This is a genomic window from Amycolatopsis silviterrae, from assembly GCF_042684085.1.
Taxonomy (GTDB): Bacteria; Actinomycetota; Actinomycetes; order Mycobacteriales; family Pseudonocardiaceae; genus Amycolatopsis; species Amycolatopsis silviterrae.
This window is the reverse complement of the sequence record NZ_JBHUKS010000008.1, coordinates 461214-482834: the sequence shown is the minus strand read 5'-3', so window position 1 is coordinate 482834 and position 21621 is coordinate 461214. Positions and strand designations below refer to the sequence as shown.

Here is a 21621-nt window from a genome sequence, read left to right as displayed (position 1 = left end):
CCGCCCACCCGCGAAGGTGGACGGCCCCTTTTTCGTCGGCCGGATCAGCCCGCGAGGGCCAGATCGCCCGCTTCCTGCTCGGCGCGCTGCTCCATCGCCGACTTGTCCGACAGCGGCTTCTCCCGCAGCAGCCAGACCAGCGCGAACCCGACGGTCAGCACCGCGCCGCCGATCAGGAACACCGTGCTCATCGAGCTGGAGAACCCTTCCAGGATCGGCCGGGCGAGCACCGGGTCGAGCGTCGACAGGAACGAGGTGTCGTTCACGTCGAGTCCGCCGCCCGCCATCTGCCGCGCGAACTCCGGGTGCTGCGCCAGCGCCGCGGTGAAGGCCGGGGAGGCCATCGCCGAGCGCACCGCCGCCGCGATCCGGTCGCCGACCGTGCTGAACAGGATCGACAGGAACACCGCGGTGCCCGCCGTGCCGCCGATCTGCCGGAAGAACGTGACCGACGAGGTCGCGACCCCGATGTCGCGGGGCGAGACGTCGTTCGTGGCGGCCAGCGTCAGCGTCTGCATGGTCGAGCCGAGGCCGAGTCCGAGCACGAACGCGATGGCCATGACCATGCCGAGCGCGGTGTCCACGCCGATCATCGAGAACGAGTACACCGCCGCGGCCATCAGGCCGAGACCGGCGACCGCGAAGCCCTTGTACCGGCCGGTGCGGGCGATGATCCGCCCGCTGCCGAGGCTCGCGACCATGATCCCGAGGGTGAGCGGCAGCATCTGCAGCCCGGCCTGGGTCGGCGTCGCGCCCTTCACGATCTGCAGGTACAGCGGCAGCGACATCATCGCGCCGAACATCCCGATGCCCTGGATCACGGTGACCATCGTCGACACCCGGAACACCGAGTTGCGGAACAGCCGCAGCGGCAGCAGGGCGGCGTCTCCCATCCGGCGTTCCTGCAGGATGAACAGGGCCACGCCGAGCGCGCCGACCAGGTACATCGCGAGCGACGCGGGCGATCCCCATCCCCATTCGCGGCCCTGCTCGGCGACGAGCAGCAGCGGCACGAGGCCCAGCGTCAGCGCGCCGGCTCCGAGGAAGTCGACCTTCTGGTCCACGCGGGTGTGCGGGAGGTTCAGCACCTTGCTCACCACGACCAGCGCGGCGAGCGCGATCGGGACGTTCACCATGAACACCCAGCGCCAGCCGGTGAGGCCGGCGAACGAGTCGAGTCCGGCGAAGAACCCGCCGACGACCGGGCCGGCGACGCTCGAAACGCCGAACACGGCCATGAAGTAGCCCTGGTAGCGGCTGCGTTCCCGCGGCGAGGTGATGTCGGTGATGATCGCCAGCGCGAGCGACATCAGACCGCCGGCGCCGAGGCCCTGGAACGCGCGGAACGCGGCCAGTTCGTACATCGATCCGGCCATCGCGCTCGCCAGCGAACCGGCGAGGAACAGCGAGATCGCGGTCAGATACATCGGCTTGCGGCCGAAGAGGTCGGACAGTTTCCCGTACAGCGGCGTGGAAAGCGTCGCGGTGATCAGGTAGGCGGTGGTGGCCCAGGCCTGCAGGCTCTGTCCGTGCAGTTCGTCGGCGATGGTCTTCATCGCCGAGGACACGATGGTCTGGTCGAGGGCCGCCAGGAACATGCCGAGCATCAGTCCGGACAGAACCGTGAGGATCTGCCGGTGTGAAAGCCGTCCGTTCGTGGTGGCGCCCCCTTCCGCAGTGGCGGTGTCGCTCATGGTGGTCTCCCTCAGTGCCGTACTAGTTGCTTGTATCTCTCAACTACTTGCTCGACACAACTGTTCCCGAAAAGCTTGCATTCATCAACCAAATATCGTGTGACGCTAGTCTCCCGGCGGGCGATGTCGAGAACGCGAGACCGGCTCCGTCTCTGGCGCGAACGTGGCCGGCAACGGGCCGCCACCAGCACTGAGGAGAACCACGATGGCCAAGTACCTGCTGCTCAAGCACTACCGCGGCGCGCCGGCTTCGGTGAACAACGTCCCCATGGACCAGTGGACGCCGGAAGAGGTCACCGCCCACATCCAGTACATGCGCGACTTCGCCGACCGGCTCGTGGAGACCGGCGAGTTCGTCAGCGAGCAGGCGCTGTCGCCGGAAGGCACCTGGGTCCGCTTCGACGGCGAGGGCCGTCCGCCGGTCACCGACGGTCCGTTCGCCGAGACCAAGGACGTCATCGCGGGCTGGATGATCATCGACGTCGACAGCTACGAGCGCGCGATCGAGCTGGCCGGCGAGCTGTCCGCGGCTCCCGGCGCGGGCGGCAAGCCGATCCACGAATGGCTCGAACTGCGTCCGTTCTACGGCGTCACGCCCTCGGTGACCGAGTGAACGACGCACTGCTGCGGGAACTCGTGCCCGCGGTGATCGGCATCCTCGTCCGGCGCGGAGCGGACTTCGCGTCGGCCGAGGATGCCGTCCAGGACGCGTTGCTCTCCGCATTGGACGCGTGGCAGGACGATCCGCCGCGCAATCCGAAGGCGTGGCTCATCACGGCCGCGTGGCGCCGGTTCCTCGACGCCACGCGGTCGGAGTCCTCGCGCCGGGACCGGGAAGTGGCGATCGACGCCGAGCCGCAGCCCGGTCCGGCGTCCGCGGTGGACGATTCGCTCCAGCTCTACTTCCTGTGCGCGCACCCGTCGCTGACGCCGTCGTCGGCCGTCGCGCTCACGCTGCGGGCGGTCGGCGGGTTGACCACGAAGCAGATCGCGCAGGCGTACCTGGTGCCGGAAACGACCATGGCGCAACGGATCAGCCGGGCCAAGAAGACGGTGTCCGAGGTGCGGTTCGACGCACCCGGCGACGTCGCGACCGTGCTGCGCGTGCTGTACCTGGTGTTCAACGAGGGCTACTCCGGCGAACTCGACCTCGCCGCCGAAGCCATCCGGCTGACCCGGCAGCTCGCGGCGGGATTCGACCATCCGGAAGTGGCCGGGCTGCTCGCGTTGATGCTGCTGCACCACGCCCGCCGGGCCGCGCGGACGAAGCCGGACGGCAGTCTCGTGCCGCTCGCCGAACAGGACCGGAGCGTTTGGGACACCCGGCTGATCGTCGAGGGCGTCGACATCCTGCAGGCGGCATTGGCCCGTGACCAGCTCGGTGAGTACCAAGCGCAGGCCGCGATTGCGGCGCTGCATGCCGATGCGCTTGCCGCGGAGGAGACCGACTGGGTGCAGATCGTCGAGTGGTACGACGAGTTGCTCGCGTTGACCGACAGTCCGATCGTCCGGCTCAACCGGGCGGTCGCGGTCGGCGAGGCGGACGGGCCTCGCGCGGGGTTGAAGGCCCTGGCGGAGCTGGACGACAAGCTGCCTCGGCATCATGCGGTGGCGGCTTATCTGCATGAGCGGGATGGCGACTTGGCGACGGCTGCGCGGCTGTATCGCGAGGCGGCGGCGAAGGCACCGAACATAGCCGAGCACAACCACCTGATCAGGCAGGCGGCCCGGCTCAACAACTCGTGAGTGGCGATCACGGTTAGAACCGTGATCGCCACTCACGAGGTCACTCGCTGTACCCCGGGATCGGGTAGGGCTGCAGGAACTCGCGGATCTCGGCGGCGATCGAGTCCAGCTCGCCGTCCTGCTGCGCCGCCGCGGCGGTCACCGTCCGGTCGATCCAGTCGGCGACCTGCACCTGGTGCTCGGGCTTGAGCCCGCGCGTGGTGATCGCCGACGTGCCCAGCCGGATGCCGGACGGGTCGAACGGCTTGCGCGGGTCGAACGGCACGGTGTTGTAGTTCAGCTCGATGCCCGCGCGGTCCAGCGCCTGCGCGGCGGGCTTGCCGGGCACCGCCTTGTTGGTCAGGTCGATCAGGAGCAGGTGGTTGTCCGTGCCGCCGGAGACGAGGTCGTAACCCCGCTCGACCAGCGCTTCGGCCAGCGCCTTGGCGTTCGCGACGATCGCGTGCGCGTACTCGGAGAACGACGGCTGCTGCGCCTCCCCCAGCGCGACCGCGATGGCGGCCGTCGTGTGGTTGTGCGGACCGCCCTGCAGACCGGGGAACACCGCCTTGTCAACGGCCTTGGCGTGCTCGGCGTCGGACAGGATCATCGCGCCGCGCGGACCGCGCAGGGTCTTGTGCGTGGTCGTGGTGATGACCTGCGCGTGGCCGACCGGCGACGGGTGCGCGCCGCCCGCGATCAGGCCGGCGATGTGCGCGATGTCGGCGACCAGCACGGCGCCGACCTCACGGGCGATCTCCGCGAACGCCGGGAAGTCGATGGTGCGCGGGATGGCCGTGCCGCCCGCGAAGATCAGCTTCGGGCGATGCTCGCGGGCGAGGTCGCGGACCTGGTCGAGGTCGACGCGGCCGGTCTCCTTCCGCACGCCGTAGCGGACCGGCGTGAACCACTTGCCGGTGGCGGACACGCTCCAGCCGTGCGTGAGGTGGCCGCCGTCGGGCAGCGCCATGCCGAGCACCGTGTCGCCCGGCTTGGCGAACGCCAGGTACGCGGCGAGGTTGGCCGGCGAACCGGAGTAGGGCTGGACGTTCGCGTGGTCCGCGCCGAACACCGCCTTCGCCCGCTCGATCGCCACCTGCTCGACCTGGTCGATGAGCTGCTGGCCCTCGTAGTAGCGCTTGCCGGCGTAGCCCTCGGAGTACTTGTTGGTGAGCACGCTGCCGGTGGCTTCGAGCACCGCCCGCGAAACGTAGTTCTCGGACGCGATCAGGCGGATCTTGTCGTGCTGGCGCTTCGCCTCGTCCTCGACGAGACCGGCGATCTGCGGATCCGCCGCGGACAGGGCGGACAGTGCGGGCTGATGTGGCATGGGCGTACTCCGGCTCTGCAGTGGCCCGCACCCAGGCGCGCGGTGCCGGCCTCGTCGTCGCTCCCCGGTGGTGCTCCACCTCTTGAATGGCGCCAGTCGCTGCTGCGGGACGGAGTTTAGTGCACTCCGCCCGCGGTGTCCGGTCCGCGGGAAGCCGCTCAGACCTGCTCGAGGCCGCCGCGGTGCCGCCGCGCGAGTTCCTGGTAGACCGCCGCGTTGTGGTCGACCCACACCCGCGCGGAATCGGTGAGTTCCACGAACTTCTTGGCCGGGCTGCCCATCGCGATCATCTCCGCCGGGACCTCGGTGCCAGGCGTGACCGTCGAGCCGGCGGCGACGAACGCGCGCGGTCCGATCACCGCGCGGTCGAGCACGGTGGAGCCGTTGCCGATCAACGCCTGTTCGCCGACCGTGCAGTCGTGCACGAGGCATTGGTGTCCCACGGTCACGTTGCGGCCGACCTCGGTCATCTCCGGTCCGGAGTGGATCACCGAGTTGTCCTGGATGTTCGCGCCCTCGCGGATGACGATCGGGCCGAAGTCCGCGCGGATCACCGCGCCGTACCAAACCGAGGCGTCCTTCTCGACGGTCACGTTGCCGATCAGGGTGGCGGTCGGGGCGATCCACGCGTCGGGGTGGACCTGGGGGCTGACACCGTCCAAGGAGAACAAAGGCATGCCGGGAGCCTAAGCGGCGTCAGCGGTACCCGGCGAAGCAGAGCGCCTCGATGTCGCCGCGGAGGCTGGAGAACGACCGCGGCCGGACCCGCTGCTGCACCACCGCGCCGAGCAGGTAGCTCAGCAACGAGCGGGCCCTCGCGCGCGGGTCGTCGACGTCGAGCGGGGCGAGGAGTTCGACGAGCAGTTCGGTGATCGAGGTGAGCATGGCGTCGATCGCCTGCGGATGCTGCGCGCGGCCGGCCGCGATCCAGTACTCGAACCAGAGGAACGCGCCGCGCGGATGGTCGGCGAACTCGGCGAGATAGGCCTCGGCCACCGCGAAAAGCCGTTTGCGCGGGTCGTGGTGCTTGTCCGCGACCGTGCGGAGTTCGGCCGCGAAAGTGTTGACGTGCGCGGCCATCGCGCGGTCGATGAGCACGTCGATGTCGGCGAAGTAGTAGTGGATCGCGCTCTTGGTGAGCGGTCCGGCCTCGGCGATCGCGCGTACCGTGCAGCCGGCGAGTCCTTCGCGGGCGAGGACCGTGCGGGCCGCTTCCACGATCAGTTCCTGCTTCTGCAACTGGTTGGGCGACAGCTGAGTGCTGCGGCCGGGCACGGCGCTCACGGTGATCCTCGTTACGTTGTCCAGGACGGCAGCCCTGAATCCTAGGCCAGTCGTCCCAACGGCTTCCGGCGGGTGAAAAACCGGATTGGCCACCCCGGTCCGCGCAGCGGACAATGCCCGGCATGGTGATCTCAGGGGACAAGGGGCTCAGCGAGGCAGCGCGCCGTCAGCTGGAGAAGGAAATCGCGGACCTGCGTGCGCAACGGGAGGCGCTTTCGCCGCAGCCGGGCGAGCAGGAACGCACGGGGGACGCCGCCGACCAGGCGGACGTGATCGACCGCGCCGAGGCAGCGGCGCGACTGGACCGGCAGATCGCCGACGTCACCGCGAAGCTGGAGCACGGCGCGTACGACAGCTCGCTGCTTCCGGACGGCACGCGGGTTTCGCTGCGTTTTTCCGACGGTGACGAGGAAGAGTTCACCGTGGTGACCCTTCCCGGCGAGGACGCCGACGCGATTACCTCCGACAGCCCGCTCGGCCTCGCCTTGGCCAACGCGAAGGCAGGCGAGGAAATCAGCTACCGCACCCCGCGCGGGCAAGCCACCGCGACGGTGCTGAAGCTGACGCCGCCCGCCAACTGACCACAGAGGACAGACAGTGGGCCGCCCCGGATTCCGGGGCGCCCCACTGTTCATTTGTCCGCGTTGGCCACCGTTTCGGGCTGATACGCGAACACCCCGTCGCTCTCGACCGCGACGTGCCAGCCGCCGCAGTCCTTGTCCGTCCGCTTGTGTTCACCGGCCGGCCACCAGTCCGCGCTGAGGGTCGGCGCCTTCGCCTCGGCCTTGCCCGGCTTGCACACCGCGGGCAGCCCGGAGGGACCCGGTTCGTAGCGCAGGATCCGCTCCGAACCCGTGGTGCGGATCAGCTCGGTGACGGACTTCGCGTCGTCGGGCACCCACGACGGAAGCCGGGCGTCCGCGTTGGCCTTGCCCTGCTTTCCGGTGTCGTAGGAAACCGACTTCACGTGACCGTTCGACTTCTCCTCGATCGAGGCACCGAGGCCGCACGACGCGACCGTGGCCAGTGCCGCGATCCCGGTCGCGGTGAGTGCCACCTTGTTCCGCACGCTGTTCATGACTTCCAGTCAAGCCGGATCGGCGCGCCCCGCCCTCGGTCTTCCGGCTCCGGCTGCCTGGCCAACCGGCCGACCCGAGTCCCTCGGATGAGTGAAATCGCGAGTCATTCTTCGCGGTCGAGATGAGCCTGCAGCGCGGCCAGCGGACCGTCCCAGTCGCGGGCGAGCGCGGCGAGGAACTGCTGTGCGACCCGCATCGGCGCCGAGTCGAGCCGGAACCGCACGCGGCGGCGCTCGCCCGGCTCGGCGACGACCATCCCCGCTTCGGACAGCAAGCCGAGGTGCTTGGCGATCGCCTGCCGCGTGATCGGAAGCCGGGTCGCGAGGTCGGTCGCCGTCGCCGGACCGCGCGCGGCCAGCTCGGCGAGGATCGCGCGGCGGGTCGGGTCGGCGAGAGCGGCGAAAACCTGCTCGGCGACCGCTTCGGGATCAGCCGGCATCGAGACTGACCGCCAGCTCGTCCAGCTCGCGCGCCCAGCCCTCGACGTGCGAGCGGTAGGTGGCGGAGTACTGGCTGTCCGGCAGCTGCGCGAACCCGGATTCGACCACGGTGAGCCGAGTCCCGCCGTCGCGGTTTTGGAGGGTGAACTCGACGTACGTGCGCCGCGGGTCGTCGTCCGGTATCCCGTCGACCTGCCAGGTGAAGCCGAACACCTCGGGCTCCTCGACGCGTTCGACCCGGATCTCGGCACTGCGGTCGCCGATCCACGCGACCCGGCCGAGACCGCCGGGACGCAGGTCGATCTCGGCCTCGTCGCCGAACCAGGCGCTCAGGCCGTCGGCCGTGGTCAGCGCCGTCCACACCGCCGCAGGCGGCTGCGCCAGCTCGACCGTCCGCTCGATGCGGTCGGGAAACCCCATGCCGTGCTCCTTCCGGACTGAGCCTAGGCAACCACACGCCATTGACGCAACCAGTCGATTGCCATACAGTCGCAACTACTCAGTTGCTATATCTCGCGGAAGGAAGACCGATGAACTCCTTCACCACCGAACTGACCGTCGACCGCAGCCCCGAAGAAGTCTTCGCCGCGGTCACCGACGTCCGAGGCTGGTTCAGCAAGACGATCACCGGCACCGCCACCGCGGTCGGCGACGAGTTTTCCTTTGTAGACAAGGGAATCCCGTCGACCCGGATCCGCGTCACCGAACTCGAGCCCGGCCGCCGGGTCGCCTGGCACGTCGAAGACGCGTACGTCGCCTTCACCGACCAGCCCGACGAATGGACCGACACCCGGATGAGCTTCGACATCACGCCCGGCCCGGATGGCACGACGCTGCGCTTCACCCACCACGGCCTCACCCCGGATCAGGCTTGCTACCGCGAGTGCTCCCGAGGCTGGACGAGTTGCGTCAACACCAGCCTGCACGCGTTGCTGACCACCGGCGTCGGCGAGCCGATCCCGGAATCCGCCAGGCCTTAGGGGAGCTGGCGATCCGAGGCGTCACGCTTGGCGTGCATCTCCCACAGCGTCTCCGCGATGTCGGCCGGGTCGATGTCCGGAAACTCGGGATGGGGTTCGATCGCACCGGACAGCAATGCGGCGTGGACAGCGCTTCCCTTGATCATGGCTCCGATCTGCAGCGTCGCCGCGTGCACGCCGTCGAGCGAGATTTCCGCCGCCAAGCTCTGGATGTAGTTACGGGTCGCCGCCATCGCCGGGCCGATGCCGCTCAGGACAGGAGCAGGCTGAGTGGCCGAGACGCTCTGACTGATCAGAATGCTGCCCTCGCCGCGTTCGCGCAGTTCCGCCAAAACGGCCTGCACCAGAGCCATCGGCGTGAGGAAATACAGATCGAGAAGCCGCTGCTGGATCGCCGGGGTCAGGTCGACGGCCGGCGTGAAACCGTTCAGGTCCAAGGGCGAGTACGACACCACATCGATCCGCTCGAAGCGATCCCGGATCGCGCCGACCAATGCGGGAATCTCCGCCGGCCGCGCGAGATCAGCGGTAAACGCAGCGGCTTCAATGCCTTCCTCGACCAATCCGTCCGCCAAAGCGGCGAGACGGTCGCGATTCCGCGCGACGAGGGCGACCCGGAACCCCTCCCTGCCGAAGCGCCGGGCGATCGCGGGACCAAGGCCAGTACCGGCACCGAGGATGACGAGGGTTTTGGACACGGAACCTCCATAAGTTGATGACCGCCTCAACTTTGGCGCCAAGTTGAGACCACTGTCAACTTTCGGGCTACGATGACCGGATGGGGAAGCCAACGCTGCGCCGAGACGCGCGCCGCAACCAGGAGCTGCTGCTCGCGGCGGCGGCCGAGGTCTTCCGGGAGAAGGGTCTCGGGGTGCCACTGGAGGAGATCGCGCAACGGGCGGGCGTCAGCGCCGGAACGCTCTACAACCGGTTCGGCGGCCGGGAAGCCCTGATCGACGCGGTAATGCCCGAGCTGGTCGCCGAGCGGATGGACGAGGCGATGCGGCGGGCGGAGGCGGTCGACGACCCGTGGGAATCGTTCGTCACCTACGTGACGGTGCTGTGCGAGCAGCAAGCCGACGACCCCGCACTCCGAGACGCAGTCAGCCGCCAACTCCAGAACGCGCCCGAACTGACCGCACGCTGCACGGCCGAACTCCGCAAATCGGTGCGGCTACTCGAACGCGCGCAGCGAGCCGGGACGCTGCGCGCCGATGTGACGTCCGAGGATCTGATGCTGCTGATCTTCACGAGCGCACTGATCGTGCGCGAGACAGTCGACACCGCACCGGACGCGTGGCGGCGCACGCTCTCGTTCAGCCTCGCCGGACTGCGCGCAAACGGCTAGCGGCGGATCCCCGAACGGGTGAATCTGCGGGAGCCGAGCGGTCCGCCCCGGAAACGGATCAGGCCCCATCCGAACCGTGCCGGATGGGGCCTGACCTGGGAGCCGCCTGGGGGAATCGAACCCCCGACCTATTCATTACGAGTGAATCGCTCTGGCCGACTGAGCTAAGGCGGCATGCCGCGGTGCGACGGTCATCAGTGTAGCGGAGGCGTGGTGCGTCACCTTGCGGGGGCCGCGTCGTTAGGCTCCTATGACTTCGGTCTCAGTCCCCGACCCGGCGATCACCTGGAGGACCCGGCACATGCAGCGAAGACTGCCCCGTGCGCTGGCGCTACCCGCCACTGCCGCGTTGCTGCTGCTCTTGGCCGCGCCGGCCGGTGCGCAGGAGATTCCGACGACGCCGATCCCGCAGCCGAACAGCCCCTCCCAGCCGCCCGCGTCCGCGCCCATCGGGCCGCAGCCGCTCGGGCGCGCGGTCGGCGACGCGGGCACGGCGCTCGGAGTCCTGCGGCTGCTGCCGAACTCGGTCAGCACCAGCACGATCCTTCCCGGCTTCGGGCAGACGCTGCCGAAGCAGTCCGCGCTCGAAGCGGGCATGGGCCTGTCCAGCGCCTCGGCGAACTCGGAGGCCTACCTCGCCTACGAGAAGGCGATCGCGCAGTCGTCTCCGTTCGGGCTGGCCGTCGGCGGCCAGGCGCCGCAGACGCCGGGCAGCCTTGTCCAGACCGCGCTGCCGGACAACCCGAAGGAGATCAGCGGAGGCCTGAACGCGCCGTCGAACCCGCTGCTGAACGTCGGGCTGCTCAACGGCACCGCGCACGCCCGCTGGAGCGAATCGCTCGGCCCGTGCGTGGACACGATCGCCGACGCCAGCACGTCCGTCGCAAGCCTGTCGCTGCTGAACGTCCTTCCGACGCTGCCGCAGGTCCCGCTGCTCGGCGGCGGCGGGCTGAACCTGCCGCAGGGCACCCAGCTCGCACAGGGCTTCGACCCGAAGAGCGGGCTGCAGAGCCTGGGCGGGCTGCTGCCCGGCAGCGGCCAGACGCCCGCCGCGGGCGCCGGTTCGCTGCTGAGCCTGCCGAACACGCTGTCGTCGCGGTCGCAGGTGAAGCTCGTCGACCTGCCCGGTTCGAAGAACAAGGCCGTGCAGTCGAGGTCCACGCTGCAGGCGGCGGACATCAACATCCTCAAGGGCACCCCGCTCGAGCTGAACCTCAAGGTGGCCAGCCAGCCGACGCTCACCGTCACCTCCACCGGCGACGCGAAGACGTCCAAAGTGGACTACCAGGCACCGGTGATCACCATCGCGGCCGGCGGCAAGACGCTGTACACGCTCGACGCGGCGCATCCGACCAAGGACATTCCGATCGGCCTGCCTCTGTCGCAGCTGAGCGACCAGTTCGGCGCGCTGGACAACGTGCCGGTGGTCGGCGGCCTGGTCGCCACCGCGACGAAGGGCCTGCAGCAGCTCGGCGACACCACCGGGAAGGTGCTCGACCTCGGCGTGCTGCGGCTGAGCATCGCGAACCTCGACCAGAAGAAAGCCGAGGCGACCACGCCGTTCAAGGGCTACCAGCTGGGAGCGGCGGCGCGGCTGCTCGACGTTCAGGTGCTGCCCACGAAGAAGCTGAAGGAACTGCTGCCGAAGCAGGCTGGCGACAACCTGCCGTCGTCGCTGGCGCAGCTGTCGCTGGGCGAGCAGGTCGCCCGCGCGTACGCCCCGACCGGCGGCGTCGTCTGCGGCACGGCCACGACTCCGGCCGCCCCGCCGAAGGGCGGTGCCGCACCGGCGGGTCCGGTGAAGCACCTGGCCTACACGAACGGCGCGTACGACACGGTGCCGATGTTCTGGACCGGCACGGCGATGCTGCTGCTCGGCGTCGTCATGGTCGCGGCGTTCCCGAACCGGCGACGTCCGGCGCTGGCGCTGAAGCGGCCGTCCGGTGGCTCTGACACCCCGTTCAAGCCGTCGCCGCATCCGCGCGACTGACGGCTAGACACGGAAAACGGCCCTCTCGCTGACTTGCGAGGGGGCCGTTTCTCGTGAGTGGCAATCACGGTTCTAACCGTGATCGCCACGCACGACTCAGCCTTGGCGCAGCGTGGTGACCATGGCTTCCACCGCGATGCGCGGCTTCACGTTCATCCCGATCGCGTCGCGGCACTCCAGCACCGCTTCCAGCCGGCGCATCGTCGACTCCGGCGACCAAGCCGCCGCGGCCGAGCTGATCTGCTCGGCGTGGTCGGGATGCGTCAGCGTCGCGCCGGAACGCGAGGTCGTCACGAGCACGTCCCGGTAGAACCCGGCCAGATCCACCAACGCGATGTCGAGGGTGTCGCGCTGGGTACGCGTCGCGCGGGACTTCTGGCGCTTCTCCAGCTGCTTCACCGCGGCCTCGGCAGCGCGTTTCGCCCCGGCGACACCCTTGCCGGTGCCGTCACCGCCCATCGCGGTGCGCAGTTCGGAACGTTCCTGCTCGTCGCGGCCTTTGCTTTCCTCGCCCGCGTCCGCCTCGGCGGCGCTGATCAGCTGGTCGGCGCTGGTGAAAACGTCGTCCGGCCGGCGCAGCCCCAGCGGAATCCGCAGCACGGTGGCGCGGCGCTGGCGGGCGGCCTCATCGGTGGCGAGCCGGCGCGCACGGCCGACGTGGCCGTTGCACACCGCCGCGGCCCAGTTGGCGCGCTCGGGATCGACGCCGTCCCGGGAGATCAGCACCTGCGCGATCGCCTCGGCGGGCGGGGTGCGCAGCGGGACGAGACGGCACCGCGAGCGGATGGTGACCGAGACGTCCTCGGGGTGGTCCGACGGCGCGCACAGCAGGAACACGGTACGCGCCGGCGGCTCTTCCACGGCCTTGAGCAGCGCGTTCGACGCGCCTTCGGTGAGCCGGTCGGCGTCCTCGATGATCACGACCTGCCACTCGCCGGTCGTCGGCCGCCGCGCCGCCGCCTGCACGAGCGCACGCATCTCGGCGACCGAAATGGACAGTCCTTCCGGGACGACCAGCCGCACGTCCGCGTGGGTACCGGCCATCGTCGTCCGGCAGCCGGGGCACGCGCCGCAGCCGGTTCCGGTGCTGCACTGCAGGGCCGCGGCGAACGTGCGCGCGGCGACCGAACGGCCGGAGCCCGGCGGTCCGGTGAGCAGCCAGGCGTGCGTCATCGCCGCTGGCGCAACCGGTTCTCCGGCAACGATTTTAGCCGCCGCGGACGCCGCCGAGGACAGCGTTTCCACGGCAGGCTCCTGGCCGACGAGTTCGGTCCAGACGCCGATCGGAGTCGTCACCGATCCTCCACTTTGGACACCACAGGCAGTACGTCCGCATCGTTCTGCTCCGCCTCGGCGGCCGCTGCCTCGGCCAGGTCAGCCGTCGCCGCGTCCGCTGATTCCGCGGGCGCGAGACCGGAGAGCGAGCCGACGAAGACCGACTGGACGGCGGTGCGGACACGACCGGCGACGTCCCCGTCGGAACCTTCGGCGTCGACCACCACGTACCGGTCCGGGTCGGCGGCGGCCATCTCGGCGAGCAGCTTCTGGACCCACAGCTGGTCCTTCAGCGACGGCCGCGGGTCGTCCGGGTGCTCGGAGTCGAGCAGCACGGTGAGGTCCGGACGCAGCCGTCCGGTGGCCCAGTCGACCAGGCCTTCCAGCTCGTCGCGATCCAGCTCGCCCGCCGCGGACAGCGACGCGAGCGGGGAGTCGACAAAGCGCTCCATGACGACCACGGACCCGGCGTCGAGCGCGGGCTGGATCTGACGTTCCACCAGCTCAGCACGCACGGCCGCGGCGACGAGCGCCTGCGCCCGCACGCCGGTGAGGGCTGCGTCCGAAACGAGCGTGCGGAAGCGCTGCTCGCCGAGCGCCGGGTCGGCGGTGAGGACGACCGGGCGGGTGCCGGTGCCGAGCCACTGCGCGAGGCGAGCGGCCTGCTCAGCGGTGTTGACGGCCGTGGTGCCCTCGATGGCGATCAGGAAGCCGTTGACGCGGCGCGGGTTGCGGCGCAGCGCGTTGCGCAGGTCGCTGAAGATCTTCTCGGTGCGCCGCTCGTCCATCTGCCGGTAGGCGATGATCCCGAGCAGCACGGCGAGCAGACCGCCGCCGAGGATCACCGGACGCGTCCCGTCGACGATGATCGGCGTGCCGAAGAGGTTGACGTTGCGCTGCCGGACCAGGCCGATCAGCACCGGCGTGACCACCGTCGCGCCGAACAGCACGATCTTGAGCATCGCCTGGTAGATCGCGTTGATCCGGCCGCGGATCGCGTCCTCGACGCGGGAGCCGATGATCGTGACGCCGGTGAGGAAGGCGGTGCCCGCGCAGACGCCGACGAAGGCGACCGCGCCCACCGAGATCGCCAGGTGCGGCGACAACGCGACGACGCCGAGCGCGAGCCCGGCGAGGACGATCGAGATGCCGAACAGCCGGTCGTGCGGGAGCCGGTGCGCGAGCTTCGGGGCCAGCGCCATGCCGAGCGCCAAGCCGATGAAGACGGCCAGCATGAGCAGGTTGAACGCCGCGTCGCCGCCCAGCAGCGAGGACGAGTACGGCTTGGCCGCGCCGATGACCGCGCCGCCTGCCGCGAACGCGCCGAACGCGCCGATCAGCAGGCCGCGGACGATCGGGGTGCTGCGGACGAACTTGAGCCCGTCGCGCATCATCGCGCCGAAGCCGAACTTCTCCTCGTCGGCCCGCTTGACCTTCTTCTGCTGCGGCGACGAGTGGACGTCGCGCAGGGACAGCTCGGGGATGCGGGTGGCGACCAGGATGCCGCTGATCAGGTACAGCAGGCCGGTGATGACGACGACGACCTTGGCGATGTACAGGTCGACGCCCGGGCCCTGGAACAGGTGGAACGTGGAGTTCGCGCCCTGGATCAGCGCGTTGGCTCCGGCGGCGGTGATGACGGCGAGGCCGTAGGTCATCACCATGCCGAGCTGGTTGGCGGTCTCGACCTGCTCGGGGCGGCGCAGCAGGTTCGGCACCGCGGCGTCCTTGGACGGGATCCACATGATCGAACAGCAGCCGACCAGGAAGTTCGCCACGAACAGCCACCACGGCGCACCGACGACGGCGATCGAGAGCAGGAACCCGCAGCGCAGCAGGTCGCAGATGACCATGATCTTGCGCCGGTCGAACCGGTCCGCGAGCAGGCCGCCGACCGGGGCGAAGAGCAGGCCGGGCAGCAGCGCGGTGACGATGACGCCGACGAACGCGTAGTTCTGCGCGGAGTAGTTGTCGAGGAGCTTGGTGCTCAGGCTGGTCAGGTTCAGCAGGTTCAGCCAGTCGGCGACACTGCACAGATACGTGACGCCCCACAGCCGACGGAATGGCTTGATCGCCAGCACCCGACGGGCCCGGTGGATCGTGGACGTCCCGCCCGATCCGCCCGGGCCGGTGCCAGGCACCGACCGTACGCCCTCGCTGATACGCCCACCCCACTTGTCACGGCGGCGTCAGGCGACCCCTGCGGATCCCCCGACCGTGTGGTGGCCAGGGTAGTCCCGCCGCGGACGCGGGTACGGCACGCCCCGTGATATGGGTGGTCGGACGGGGTCAGCCGAACAGCCCCTTCACACTGCTCACCAGGCTAGCGATCAGCTCGATCGCGACAATTCCGAACACGATGAGCAACACCACAGCGAGCACGACGCCCGCCGTACTGCTGGAGGGGCGGCCGAAGCTAGGCATGCTGATCGAGGGCAGCCCACGCCGGCTCTGCCGCTCGGCAAGCTCTTCCTCGATGTCGTCGTCGGCGATCTCGGTGACCCGCTTCGGCCGCGGCCGGGGCACCTTTTTCAGCAGCTGAGGAGCCTTGGTCGGCCACGTCCGCTGCCGGGGCAGCAGCCCGAGCGGCACGAGGTCGGGCCGGTCCGAGGGCGGAATCGGATTCGGCGTCTTGACGACTTCCTTCTTCTTGGCCTCTTCCTTCAGCGCGGCCTCGACCATCCGCTTGACGGCCTCGGAATCATGCTCGACCGGCTTAGCGGTCGGCAACGGCCGGGGCGAGCGCCCGGTGGCCATCTCGAACCCGGACAACGGATCGGAGAACCGCTCGCCCTCCGCGTCGCCGGCCAACGTCCCGTCCCGGTCGGACCCGGAGGCGGGAAAGAACGGGTTCCCGTCGCTCGTGCTCATGGTGACCACCTCACTACGGAATGTCCGCCGCGTCCAGTGTCGGCGAGAGTACCGCCCCTCGCATCCACCCAATGGCCGCAGACCATCACCGCCTACACCCACAAGGGCCACACTCACCCAGGCCAGTAGACAACCAGCCCACCACCTCAACCACCCCTAACGCGACCATCCCCACCCACCTCAGCCCTCCAAGGCGACCAGCCCACCCACCTCAGCCACTCCTAAAGCGACCACAACCGCGGGATCGCGTCGGCGTCTGACCGAGTGGCGTGCCCGGCCCCCTGGGGCCCAGCACGCCACTCGGTCAGACGCCGACTAAAGGCGATCCCGCGCGCGGCGGCGAAGCCGACGCCATCAAACACAGTTTTGCCGAGCAGACCCCGCAAACCCAGCCACAACTAACCCAGCCACGCCCAACTCAGCCCAGACCCCACCCACTAAATACAACTCCGCACCGCCTCCACGATCCAAGCCTCCGCAGTCCCCCGAGTAGCAGGCGACCAAGTCACCACCCACCCGCCACCCCCCTTCGGCGCAGCCCGGAACTGATACCTCCCCTGATCGTTGTCCACCAGCCCAAACGCACCGTGCGGATACTCCGCCAGCACCGAATCCCGCACCGCCAGATCCACCAGCACCGTCCCCAGCCGGGGCCGCGCCACCGCCTCCCGGATGACCTCCAGATCCCCCCAAGCCGCCCGAGGAATCAACCCACTGTCATCCGTCTCGATCCGCACCGCCGGCCCAGGCCCAGGCGACCGATCAGGCAACCCGTCGAACACCCATCCCGGCAGCGCGCTGAGCATTCCGGACCGCAGCCGCGCCCGGCGGCCCAGTTTGCTCATCACCGTGGTGAAGTCCTCGTCGCCGAAGAACCGCACCTCCCACGGCTCCTCGCTCGCCGGGAACACCCCGGTGACCACTCCGCGGATGAATCCCCCGCGCAGCACTCGGTACAGCTCGACCGCCTCGGCGGTGACCTCGCCGTCGGCGGCGAGCCCGAGCGCGGCCATTCCGGCGACGAACCGCGTGTACTGCTCCACCTCCTCGGCCAGGCCGGCGCCGAGCATCGGCCCGAACGTCTGCCGGACCTCCTCGGCGAGGCTCAGTCCCGAAGCCGCTCCGGCGGGCTCCTCCTCGGCCAGTACGGGCGGCACCTCGAAATGCGGGTCGTAGAACTCCATCACCGAAGGCCGCTGCGGCATCTCGGCGCGCAGCGGTCCGATGACCTCGTCGATGACGTCGAAGACGACGGGTGCTGAACTGCTCACCCCGTCATTGAACACCCTGGTACCGACAATTTCTCGAACTTTTGTTCGAGTCACCCCCTCGATGCGCCGAGCGGTCGGTCAGCGCCGGGAAACCGGGTCGCCGGTCCGCATCGTGGGCGCGAGGAAGCCGACTGTCACCACCAGAGCGCCGACCGCGGCGAGCGTCCAGTGCAGGCCGATCCCGCCGCTCAGTCCGCTGACCAGCACCGGGCCGGCGAGGAATCCGAGGTATCCGCACGCCGCGACGGCCGCGATCGCCCGGCCCGGCGCTTCCGGCTGCTTGCGGCCAGCGGCGCTCCACGCGAGCGGCACCATCCCGGACACCCCGAGCCCGACCACGGCGAACCCGATCACCGCGACCACCGGCACCGGAACGGCCACCACCAGCAGGAAGCCGGCGACCGTCACCGCGGTCGCGACCCGCATGAACAGCACCGCACCGACGCGCTCGACGACCCGGTCGGCCACCGTGCGCACCGCGATCATCGTGATGGAGAACGCGAAGTAGCCCAGCGACGCGACAGCCGCGCTCGCCGTCGTGACCTCGCGGAGGTAGACCGCGCTCCAGTCGTTCACCGTGCCTTCCGCGACGAAACCGCAGAACGCGATCACGCCCAACGGGATCAACGCCTTGCTGGGCAAGGCAAACGCCGCCTCACCCTGTCCCCGATCGGCACCCGGCAGGAACTGCGAAGTGGCGAAAACCGCCAGCACCAGCAACACCCCGCCAGCGGCGGTGAAGTGCACCTCGATCGGCACGCGCCACATCTCCATCAACGCCGCGACGCCCGAGCCGACCAGCCCGCCGATGTTCCAGAACGCATGGAATCCAGCGAAAATCGGCCGTCCGTATGCCTCCTCGACGCGCGCGGCGTGCGCGTTCATCGAGACGTCCAGGATGCTGTTGCCCACCCCGAGCACCACGAGCGCGGCGACGAACAGCGGCAAGTTCGGCGCGAACGCGACGAGTGGCAGGCCCGCGCACAACACCGTGGCTCCGCACAGCACCCCGCGCCGGCTGCCGATCTTCGTGATCAACGGTCCCGCCGCCAGCAACGCGACCACCGAACCGGCGGCGAGCCCGAACACCCCGATCCCGAGTTCTCCGGTGCCGATGTCGAGTTTCGCTTGTACCGCAGGCACTCGAGCCGCCCACGAAGCGAATGCCGCACCGCACACCGCGAAAACTACGGAAACCGCCGCGCGGGCGCGCTGTGTCTCTCCCATCCGTCCCCCCTGACATGAGAAAGGGCCACCCGGAGTTTTCCAGGTGGCCCTTCAGATCCTCGTTACTTCGACTTCGTCGCCGTACTGCTCCGCTTGGCAGGCGCCTTCTTCGCAGTCGTCGACTTCGCCGCCGCGGACTTCGTCGTAGTCGACTTGGTCGCGGTCGACTTCGCCGGCGTCTTACGCGTCGTCCGCTTCTTCGGAGCCGGACCCTTCGCGCGCTTCTCCGCCAGCAACTCAGCCCCGCGCTCCGCGGTGAGCTCCTCGATGCTGTCGGACTTCCGCAGCGTCGCGTTGTACTCGCCGTCGGTCACGTACGGGCCGAAGCGACCGTCCTTGACCACCATCGGCTTGCCCGACACCGGGTCGTCGCCGAGTTCCTTCAGCGGCGGACGCGCGGTGGCGGACCGGCCACGCTGCTTCGGCTCCGAGTAGATCTTCAGCGCCTCTTCCAGCGTGATCGAGAACAGCTGGTCCTCGGTCTGGATCGACCGCGAGTCCGTGCCCTTCTTCAGGTACGGCCCGTAGCGCCCGTTCTGCGCGGTGATCTCGTCGCCGGACTCCGGGTCCTTGCCCACGACGCGCGGCAGCGAAAGCAGCTTCAGCGCGTCGTCGAGCGTGATCGTCTCGATCGACATCGACTTGAACAGCGAGCCCGTACGCGGCTTCGGCAGCTTCGCCTTCGCGGCCTTCTTCTGCGCCGCAGTGGCGTCCTCGGGCAGCTCCGGCTCAGGCAGCAGCTCGGTGACGTACGGGCCGAAGCGGCCTTCCTTCGCCACGATCTCGTGCCCGCTGACCGGGTCGGTGCCCAGCACGCGGCCTTCCTGCGGCGTCGCGAAGAGCTTCTCCGCGATCTCCGCCGTCAGCTCGTCCGGAGGCAGGTCTTCGGGCAGGTTCGCGCGCTGCGACTCGCCGTTGACCTCGCGCTCCAGGTACGGCCCGTAGCGGCCGACCCGGACGACGACCTGGTGGCCCTCGGCGTCGCTGAACATCGGGATCGAGTTGATCTCGCGCGCGTCGATGCCCTCGACACTGCCGTCGACCAGCTTCTTCAGCCCGCCGAGACGGCCGACCGAACCCTCGACACCGAAGTCGCCGCCGAAGTAGAACTTCGACAGCCACTCGACGCGGTGCTCGTCGCCGCTGGCGATGCGGTCCAGCTCGTCTTCGAGACCGGCGGTGAAGTTGTAGTCCACCAGCCGTTCAAAGTGCCGCTCCAGCAGGCCGATCACCGCGAACGCGACCCACGACGGAACCAGGGCGGAGCCCTTCTTCCACACGTAGCCGCGGTCCTGGATGGTCTTGATGATCGACGCGTACGTCGACGGGCGGCCGATGCCCAGCTCTTCCAGCTTGCTGACGAGGCTCGGCTCGGAGTAGCGCGCGGGCGGCGACGTGGAGTGGCCGTCCGCGGACAGCTCGGCCGCAGTCAGGGCCTGGTCCTTGACCAGCACCGGAAGGCGGCTCTGCTTGTCGTCGGCTTCACCGCCGGCCTCGCTGTCGACTGCCTCAACGTACGCCTTCAGGAAGCCCGCGAAGGTGATCGTGCGGCCCGAAGCGGCGAAGGTGCACTCCTCGCCGGTCGAAGCGGTGCCCACGATGCGCACCGACATCGTGGTGCCCTTCGCGTCCGCCATCTGCGACGCGATGGTGCGCTGCCAGATCATCTCGTAAAGCCGGAACTCGTCGGTGTCCAGCTCTTTCGCGACCTGGCCCGGCGTACGGAAGACCTCGCCCGACGGACGGATCGCCTCGTGCGCTTCCTGCGCGTTCTTCACCTTGCGCGTGTACTGGCGCGGCGACGGCGAGACGTACTCCTTGCCGTACAGCTGCGTCGCCTGGCTACGCGCGGCCGTGATCGCCGACTCCGACAGCGTCGTGGAGTCGGTACGCATATAGGTGATGTAACCGTTCTCGTACAGCTTCTGCGCGACCCGCATCGTGCGCTCGGAGGTGAAGCGCAGCTTGCGGCCGGCCTCCTGCTGCAGCGTGGACGTCATGAACGGCGCGTACGGCTTACGCGTGTACGGCTTCTCTTCAACGCTCGAGACCTTGAAGTCACGCTCGTTCAGCCCCTGGGCCAGCGCCCGCGCGTCAGACTCACCGAGCACGCGGATGTCCGCGGTGTTGCCCTTGAGCTGACCGTTGGAGTCGAAGTCGCGACCGGTCGCGAGGCGCGCACCGTCGACCGAGACAAGCCGCGACGGGAACGTACGCGGCGAAGCGTCTTCGCCAGCGTCCATGGTCGCCGAGATGTCCCAGTACGACGCCGAGGTGAAGCGCATCCGCTCGCGCTCGCGCTCCACGACGATCCGCGTCGCCACGGACTGCACGCGGCCCGCCGAAAGCTTCGGCATGACCTTCTTCCACAGCACCGGCGAGACCTCGTAGCCGTAAAGCCGGTCGAGGATGCGGCGGGTTTCCTGCGCGTCGACCAGGTCGGCGTCCAGCTCGCGGGTAGCCGCCGCGGCCGCCTGGATGGCCTGCTCGGTGACCTCGTGGAACACCATCCGGCGCACCGGGACCTTGGGCTTCAGGGTCTCCAGCAGATGCCACGCGATGGCCTCGCCCTCGCGGTCGGGGTCCGTCGCGAGGTAAAGCTCGTCGACGTCCTTCAGCAGCCCCTTCAGCTCCGTCACCTTGGACTTCTTGTCCGGGGTGACGATGTAGAGCGGCTTGAAGTCGTTGTCGATGTCGACGCCGAGCCGCGCCCACGACTCGCCCTTGTACTGCGCGGGGACGTCAGCGGCGCCGCGGGGCAGGTCCCGGATGTGCCCGACGGAGGACTCGACGACGTAGTTGCCGCCGAGATAGGGGGCGATCTTGCGGGCCTTGGTTGGCGACTCGACGATCACCAGCCGCCGTCGATCGGCACCGTTGCCCCCGGTACCGCTCTTCTTGGTCCGTGTTCCTGCCACGCTGCCCTGCTCTCCACTCATCTCCGCGCCGCCGCGGCGGCGCTCTCACCCCTGCACCAGGGGTACTGCGCCCGCGTCTCGACCTGTCAGTGTGCACGTCCCCGGTGTCCGCGCAGCGCCGAGGTGCCCCGGCGAGCCTCCGGGTCCCTGCCCGTCGGATCGCCGCTGACCTCGGCGATGTTTCTCCTC

General features: G+C 69.3%; 20 protein-coding genes, 1 tRNA gene and 1 riboswitch. Of the genes, 6 read left to right on the top strand and 15 right to left on the bottom strand.

Annotated elements, in window-relative coordinates; translation table 11 throughout:
- Window positions 1–44: 44 nt before the first annotated feature.
- Complete coding sequence (locus ACFSVL_RS14290) at window positions 45–1694, bottom strand: MDR family MFS transporter (protein WP_378304200.1); 1650 nt, start codon at window positions 1692–1694, stop codon at window positions 45–47.
- 205 nt (window positions 1695–1899) lie between these two features.
- Here ACFSVL_RS14290 and ACFSVL_RS14285 point away from each other — a divergent pair, with 205 nt between their 5' ends.
- Entirely contained in the window at window positions 1900–2307 is a 408-nt protein-coding gene (locus tag ACFSVL_RS14285) for a YciI family protein (protein WP_378304198.1), read from the top strand.
- Entirely contained in the window at window positions 2304–3440 is a 1137-nt protein-coding gene (locus ACFSVL_RS14280; protein ID WP_378304196.1) for an RNA polymerase sigma factor, read from the top strand. Before ACFSVL_RS14285 ends, ACFSVL_RS14280 begins: the two co-directional genes overlap by 4 nt.
- Before the next feature lie 40 nt (window positions 3441–3480).
- Here ACFSVL_RS14280 and ACFSVL_RS14275 read toward each other — a convergent pair whose 3' ends face one another.
- The 3 genes from ACFSVL_RS14275 to ACFSVL_RS14265 all read right to left on the bottom strand — a co-directional run bounded on the left by ACFSVL_RS14275 (window position 3481) and on the right by ACFSVL_RS14265 (window position 6033).
- The gene (locus tag ACFSVL_RS14275) at window positions 3481–4749 is read right to left on the bottom strand and encodes a serine hydroxymethyltransferase (RefSeq protein ID WP_378304194.1); all 1269 of its coding nucleotides are present in this window, start codon (window positions 4747–4749) and stop codon (window positions 3481–3483) included.
- 22 nt (window positions 4750–4771) lie between these two features.
- A riboswitch (ZMP/ZTP riboswitch) is annotated at window positions 4772–4859 on the bottom strand.
- Window positions 4860–4907: 48 nt separating this feature from the next.
- The gene (locus ACFSVL_RS14270) at window positions 4908–5426 is read right to left on the bottom strand and encodes a gamma carbonic anhydrase family protein (RefSeq protein WP_378304192.1); all 519 of its coding nucleotides are present in this window, start codon (window positions 5424–5426) and stop codon (window positions 4908–4910) included.
- Window positions 5427–5445: 19 nt separating this feature from the next.
- Entirely contained in the window at window positions 5446–6033 is a 588-nt protein-coding gene (locus ACFSVL_RS14265; protein ID WP_378304190.1) for a TetR/AcrR family transcriptional regulator, read from the bottom strand.
- A gap of 122 nt (window positions 6034–6155) precedes the next feature.
- Here ACFSVL_RS14265 and ACFSVL_RS14260 point away from each other — a divergent pair, with 122 nt between their 5' ends.
- The gene (locus tag ACFSVL_RS14260) at window positions 6156–6614 is read left to right on the top strand and encodes a GreA/GreB family elongation factor (protein ID WP_037808306.1); all 459 of its coding nucleotides are present in this window, start codon (window positions 6156–6158) and stop codon (window positions 6612–6614) included.
- Window positions 6615–6664: 50 nt separating this feature from the next.
- Here ACFSVL_RS14260 and ACFSVL_RS14255 read toward each other — a convergent pair whose 3' ends face one another.
- The 3 genes from ACFSVL_RS14255 to ACFSVL_RS14245 form a co-directional block, all read right to left on the bottom strand.
- Entirely contained in the window at window positions 6665–7111 is a 447-nt protein-coding gene (locus ACFSVL_RS14255; RefSeq protein WP_378304189.1) for a hypothetical protein, read from the bottom strand.
- Between the two features lie 104 nt (window positions 7112–7215).
- Window positions 7216–7551 (bottom strand): ArsR/SmtB family transcription factor, encoded by a 336-nt coding sequence (locus ACFSVL_RS14250; protein WP_378304187.1) that lies wholly within the window; start codon window positions 7549–7551, stop codon window positions 7216–7218.
- Window positions 7541–7972, bottom strand: a complete 432-nt coding sequence (locus ACFSVL_RS14245) for an SRPBCC domain-containing protein (RefSeq protein ID WP_378304185.1) — start codon at window positions 7970–7972, stop codon at window positions 7541–7543. The genes ACFSVL_RS14250 and ACFSVL_RS14245 overlap by 11 nt, the downstream gene beginning before the upstream one ends.
- A 110-nt stretch (window positions 7973–8082) precedes the next feature.
- On the opposite strand from ACFSVL_RS14245, the gene ACFSVL_RS14240 reads away from it, so the two are divergent.
- The gene (locus ACFSVL_RS14240; RefSeq protein ID WP_378304183.1) at window positions 8083–8532 is read left to right on the top strand and encodes an SRPBCC family protein; all 450 of its coding nucleotides are present in this window, start codon (window positions 8083–8085) and stop codon (window positions 8530–8532) included.
- Here ACFSVL_RS14240 and ACFSVL_RS14235 read toward each other — a convergent pair.
- Window positions 8529–9230: an SDR family NAD(P)-dependent oxidoreductase gene (locus tag ACFSVL_RS14235; RefSeq protein ID WP_378304181.1), complete on the bottom strand. Its 702-nt coding sequence runs from the start codon at window positions 9228–9230 to the stop codon at window positions 8529–8531. The genes ACFSVL_RS14240 and ACFSVL_RS14235 overlap by 4 nt on opposite strands.
- Window positions 9231–9310: 80 nt before the next feature.
- On the opposite strand from ACFSVL_RS14235, the gene ACFSVL_RS14230 reads away from it, so the two are divergent.
- Window positions 9311–9880, top strand: a complete 570-nt coding sequence (locus tag ACFSVL_RS14230) for a TetR/AcrR family transcriptional regulator (protein WP_378304179.1) — start codon at window positions 9311–9313, stop codon at window positions 9878–9880.
- 100 nt (window positions 9881–9980) lie between these two features.
- Here ACFSVL_RS14230 and ACFSVL_RS14225 read toward each other — a convergent pair.
- A tRNA-Thr gene (locus ACFSVL_RS14225) sits at window positions 9981–10054 on the bottom strand.
- A gap of 127 nt (window positions 10055–10181) precedes the next feature.
- Here ACFSVL_RS14225 and ACFSVL_RS14220 point away from each other — a divergent pair.
- Window positions 10182–11870: a hypothetical protein gene (locus ACFSVL_RS14220; RefSeq protein ID WP_378304177.1), complete on the top strand. Its 1689-nt coding sequence runs from the start codon at window positions 10182–10184 to the stop codon at window positions 11868–11870.
- A 96-nt stretch (window positions 11871–11966) separates the two neighbouring features.
- Here ACFSVL_RS14220 and ACFSVL_RS14215 read toward each other — a convergent pair whose 3' ends face one another.
- The 6 genes from ACFSVL_RS14215 to topA all read right to left on the bottom strand — a co-directional run bounded on the left by ACFSVL_RS14215 (window position 11967) and on the right by topA (window position 21453).
- Window positions 11967–13166 carry a DNA polymerase III subunit delta' gene (locus ACFSVL_RS14215; protein ID WP_378304175.1) on the bottom strand — a complete coding sequence of 400 codons (1200 nt, stop codon included), beginning with the start codon at window positions 13164–13166 and terminating at the stop codon, window positions 11967–11969.
- On the bottom strand, window positions 13163–15286 hold the full coding sequence (locus ACFSVL_RS14210) for a bifunctional MFS transporter/dTMP kinase (RefSeq protein ID WP_378304174.1): 2124 nt from the start codon (window positions 15284–15286) through the stop codon (window positions 13163–13165). The genes ACFSVL_RS14215 and ACFSVL_RS14210 overlap by 4 nt, the downstream gene beginning before the upstream one ends.
- 148 nt (window positions 15287–15434) lie before the next feature.
- Window positions 15435–16016 (bottom strand): hypothetical protein, encoded by a 582-nt coding sequence (locus ACFSVL_RS14205; protein WP_378304172.1) that lies wholly within the window; start codon window positions 16014–16016, stop codon window positions 15435–15437.
- 437 nt (window positions 16017–16453) lie between these two features.
- Window positions 16454–17302 (bottom strand): ESX secretion-associated protein EspG, encoded by an 849-nt coding sequence (locus ACFSVL_RS14200; protein WP_378304170.1) that lies wholly within the window; start codon window positions 17300–17302, stop codon window positions 16454–16456.
- Between the two features lie 63 nt (window positions 17303–17365).
- Window positions 17366–18514 carry an MFS transporter gene (locus tag ACFSVL_RS14195; RefSeq protein ID WP_378304168.1) on the bottom strand — a complete coding sequence of 383 codons (1149 nt, stop codon included), beginning with the start codon at window positions 18512–18514 and terminating at the stop codon, window positions 17366–17368.
- Window positions 18515–18576: 62 nt separating this feature from the next.
- On the bottom strand, window positions 18577–21453 hold the full coding sequence (gene topA / locus ACFSVL_RS14190) for a type I DNA topoisomerase (RefSeq protein ID WP_378304166.1): 2877 nt from the start codon (window positions 21451–21453) through the stop codon (window positions 18577–18579).
- Window positions 21454–21621: the final 168 nt, after the last annotated feature.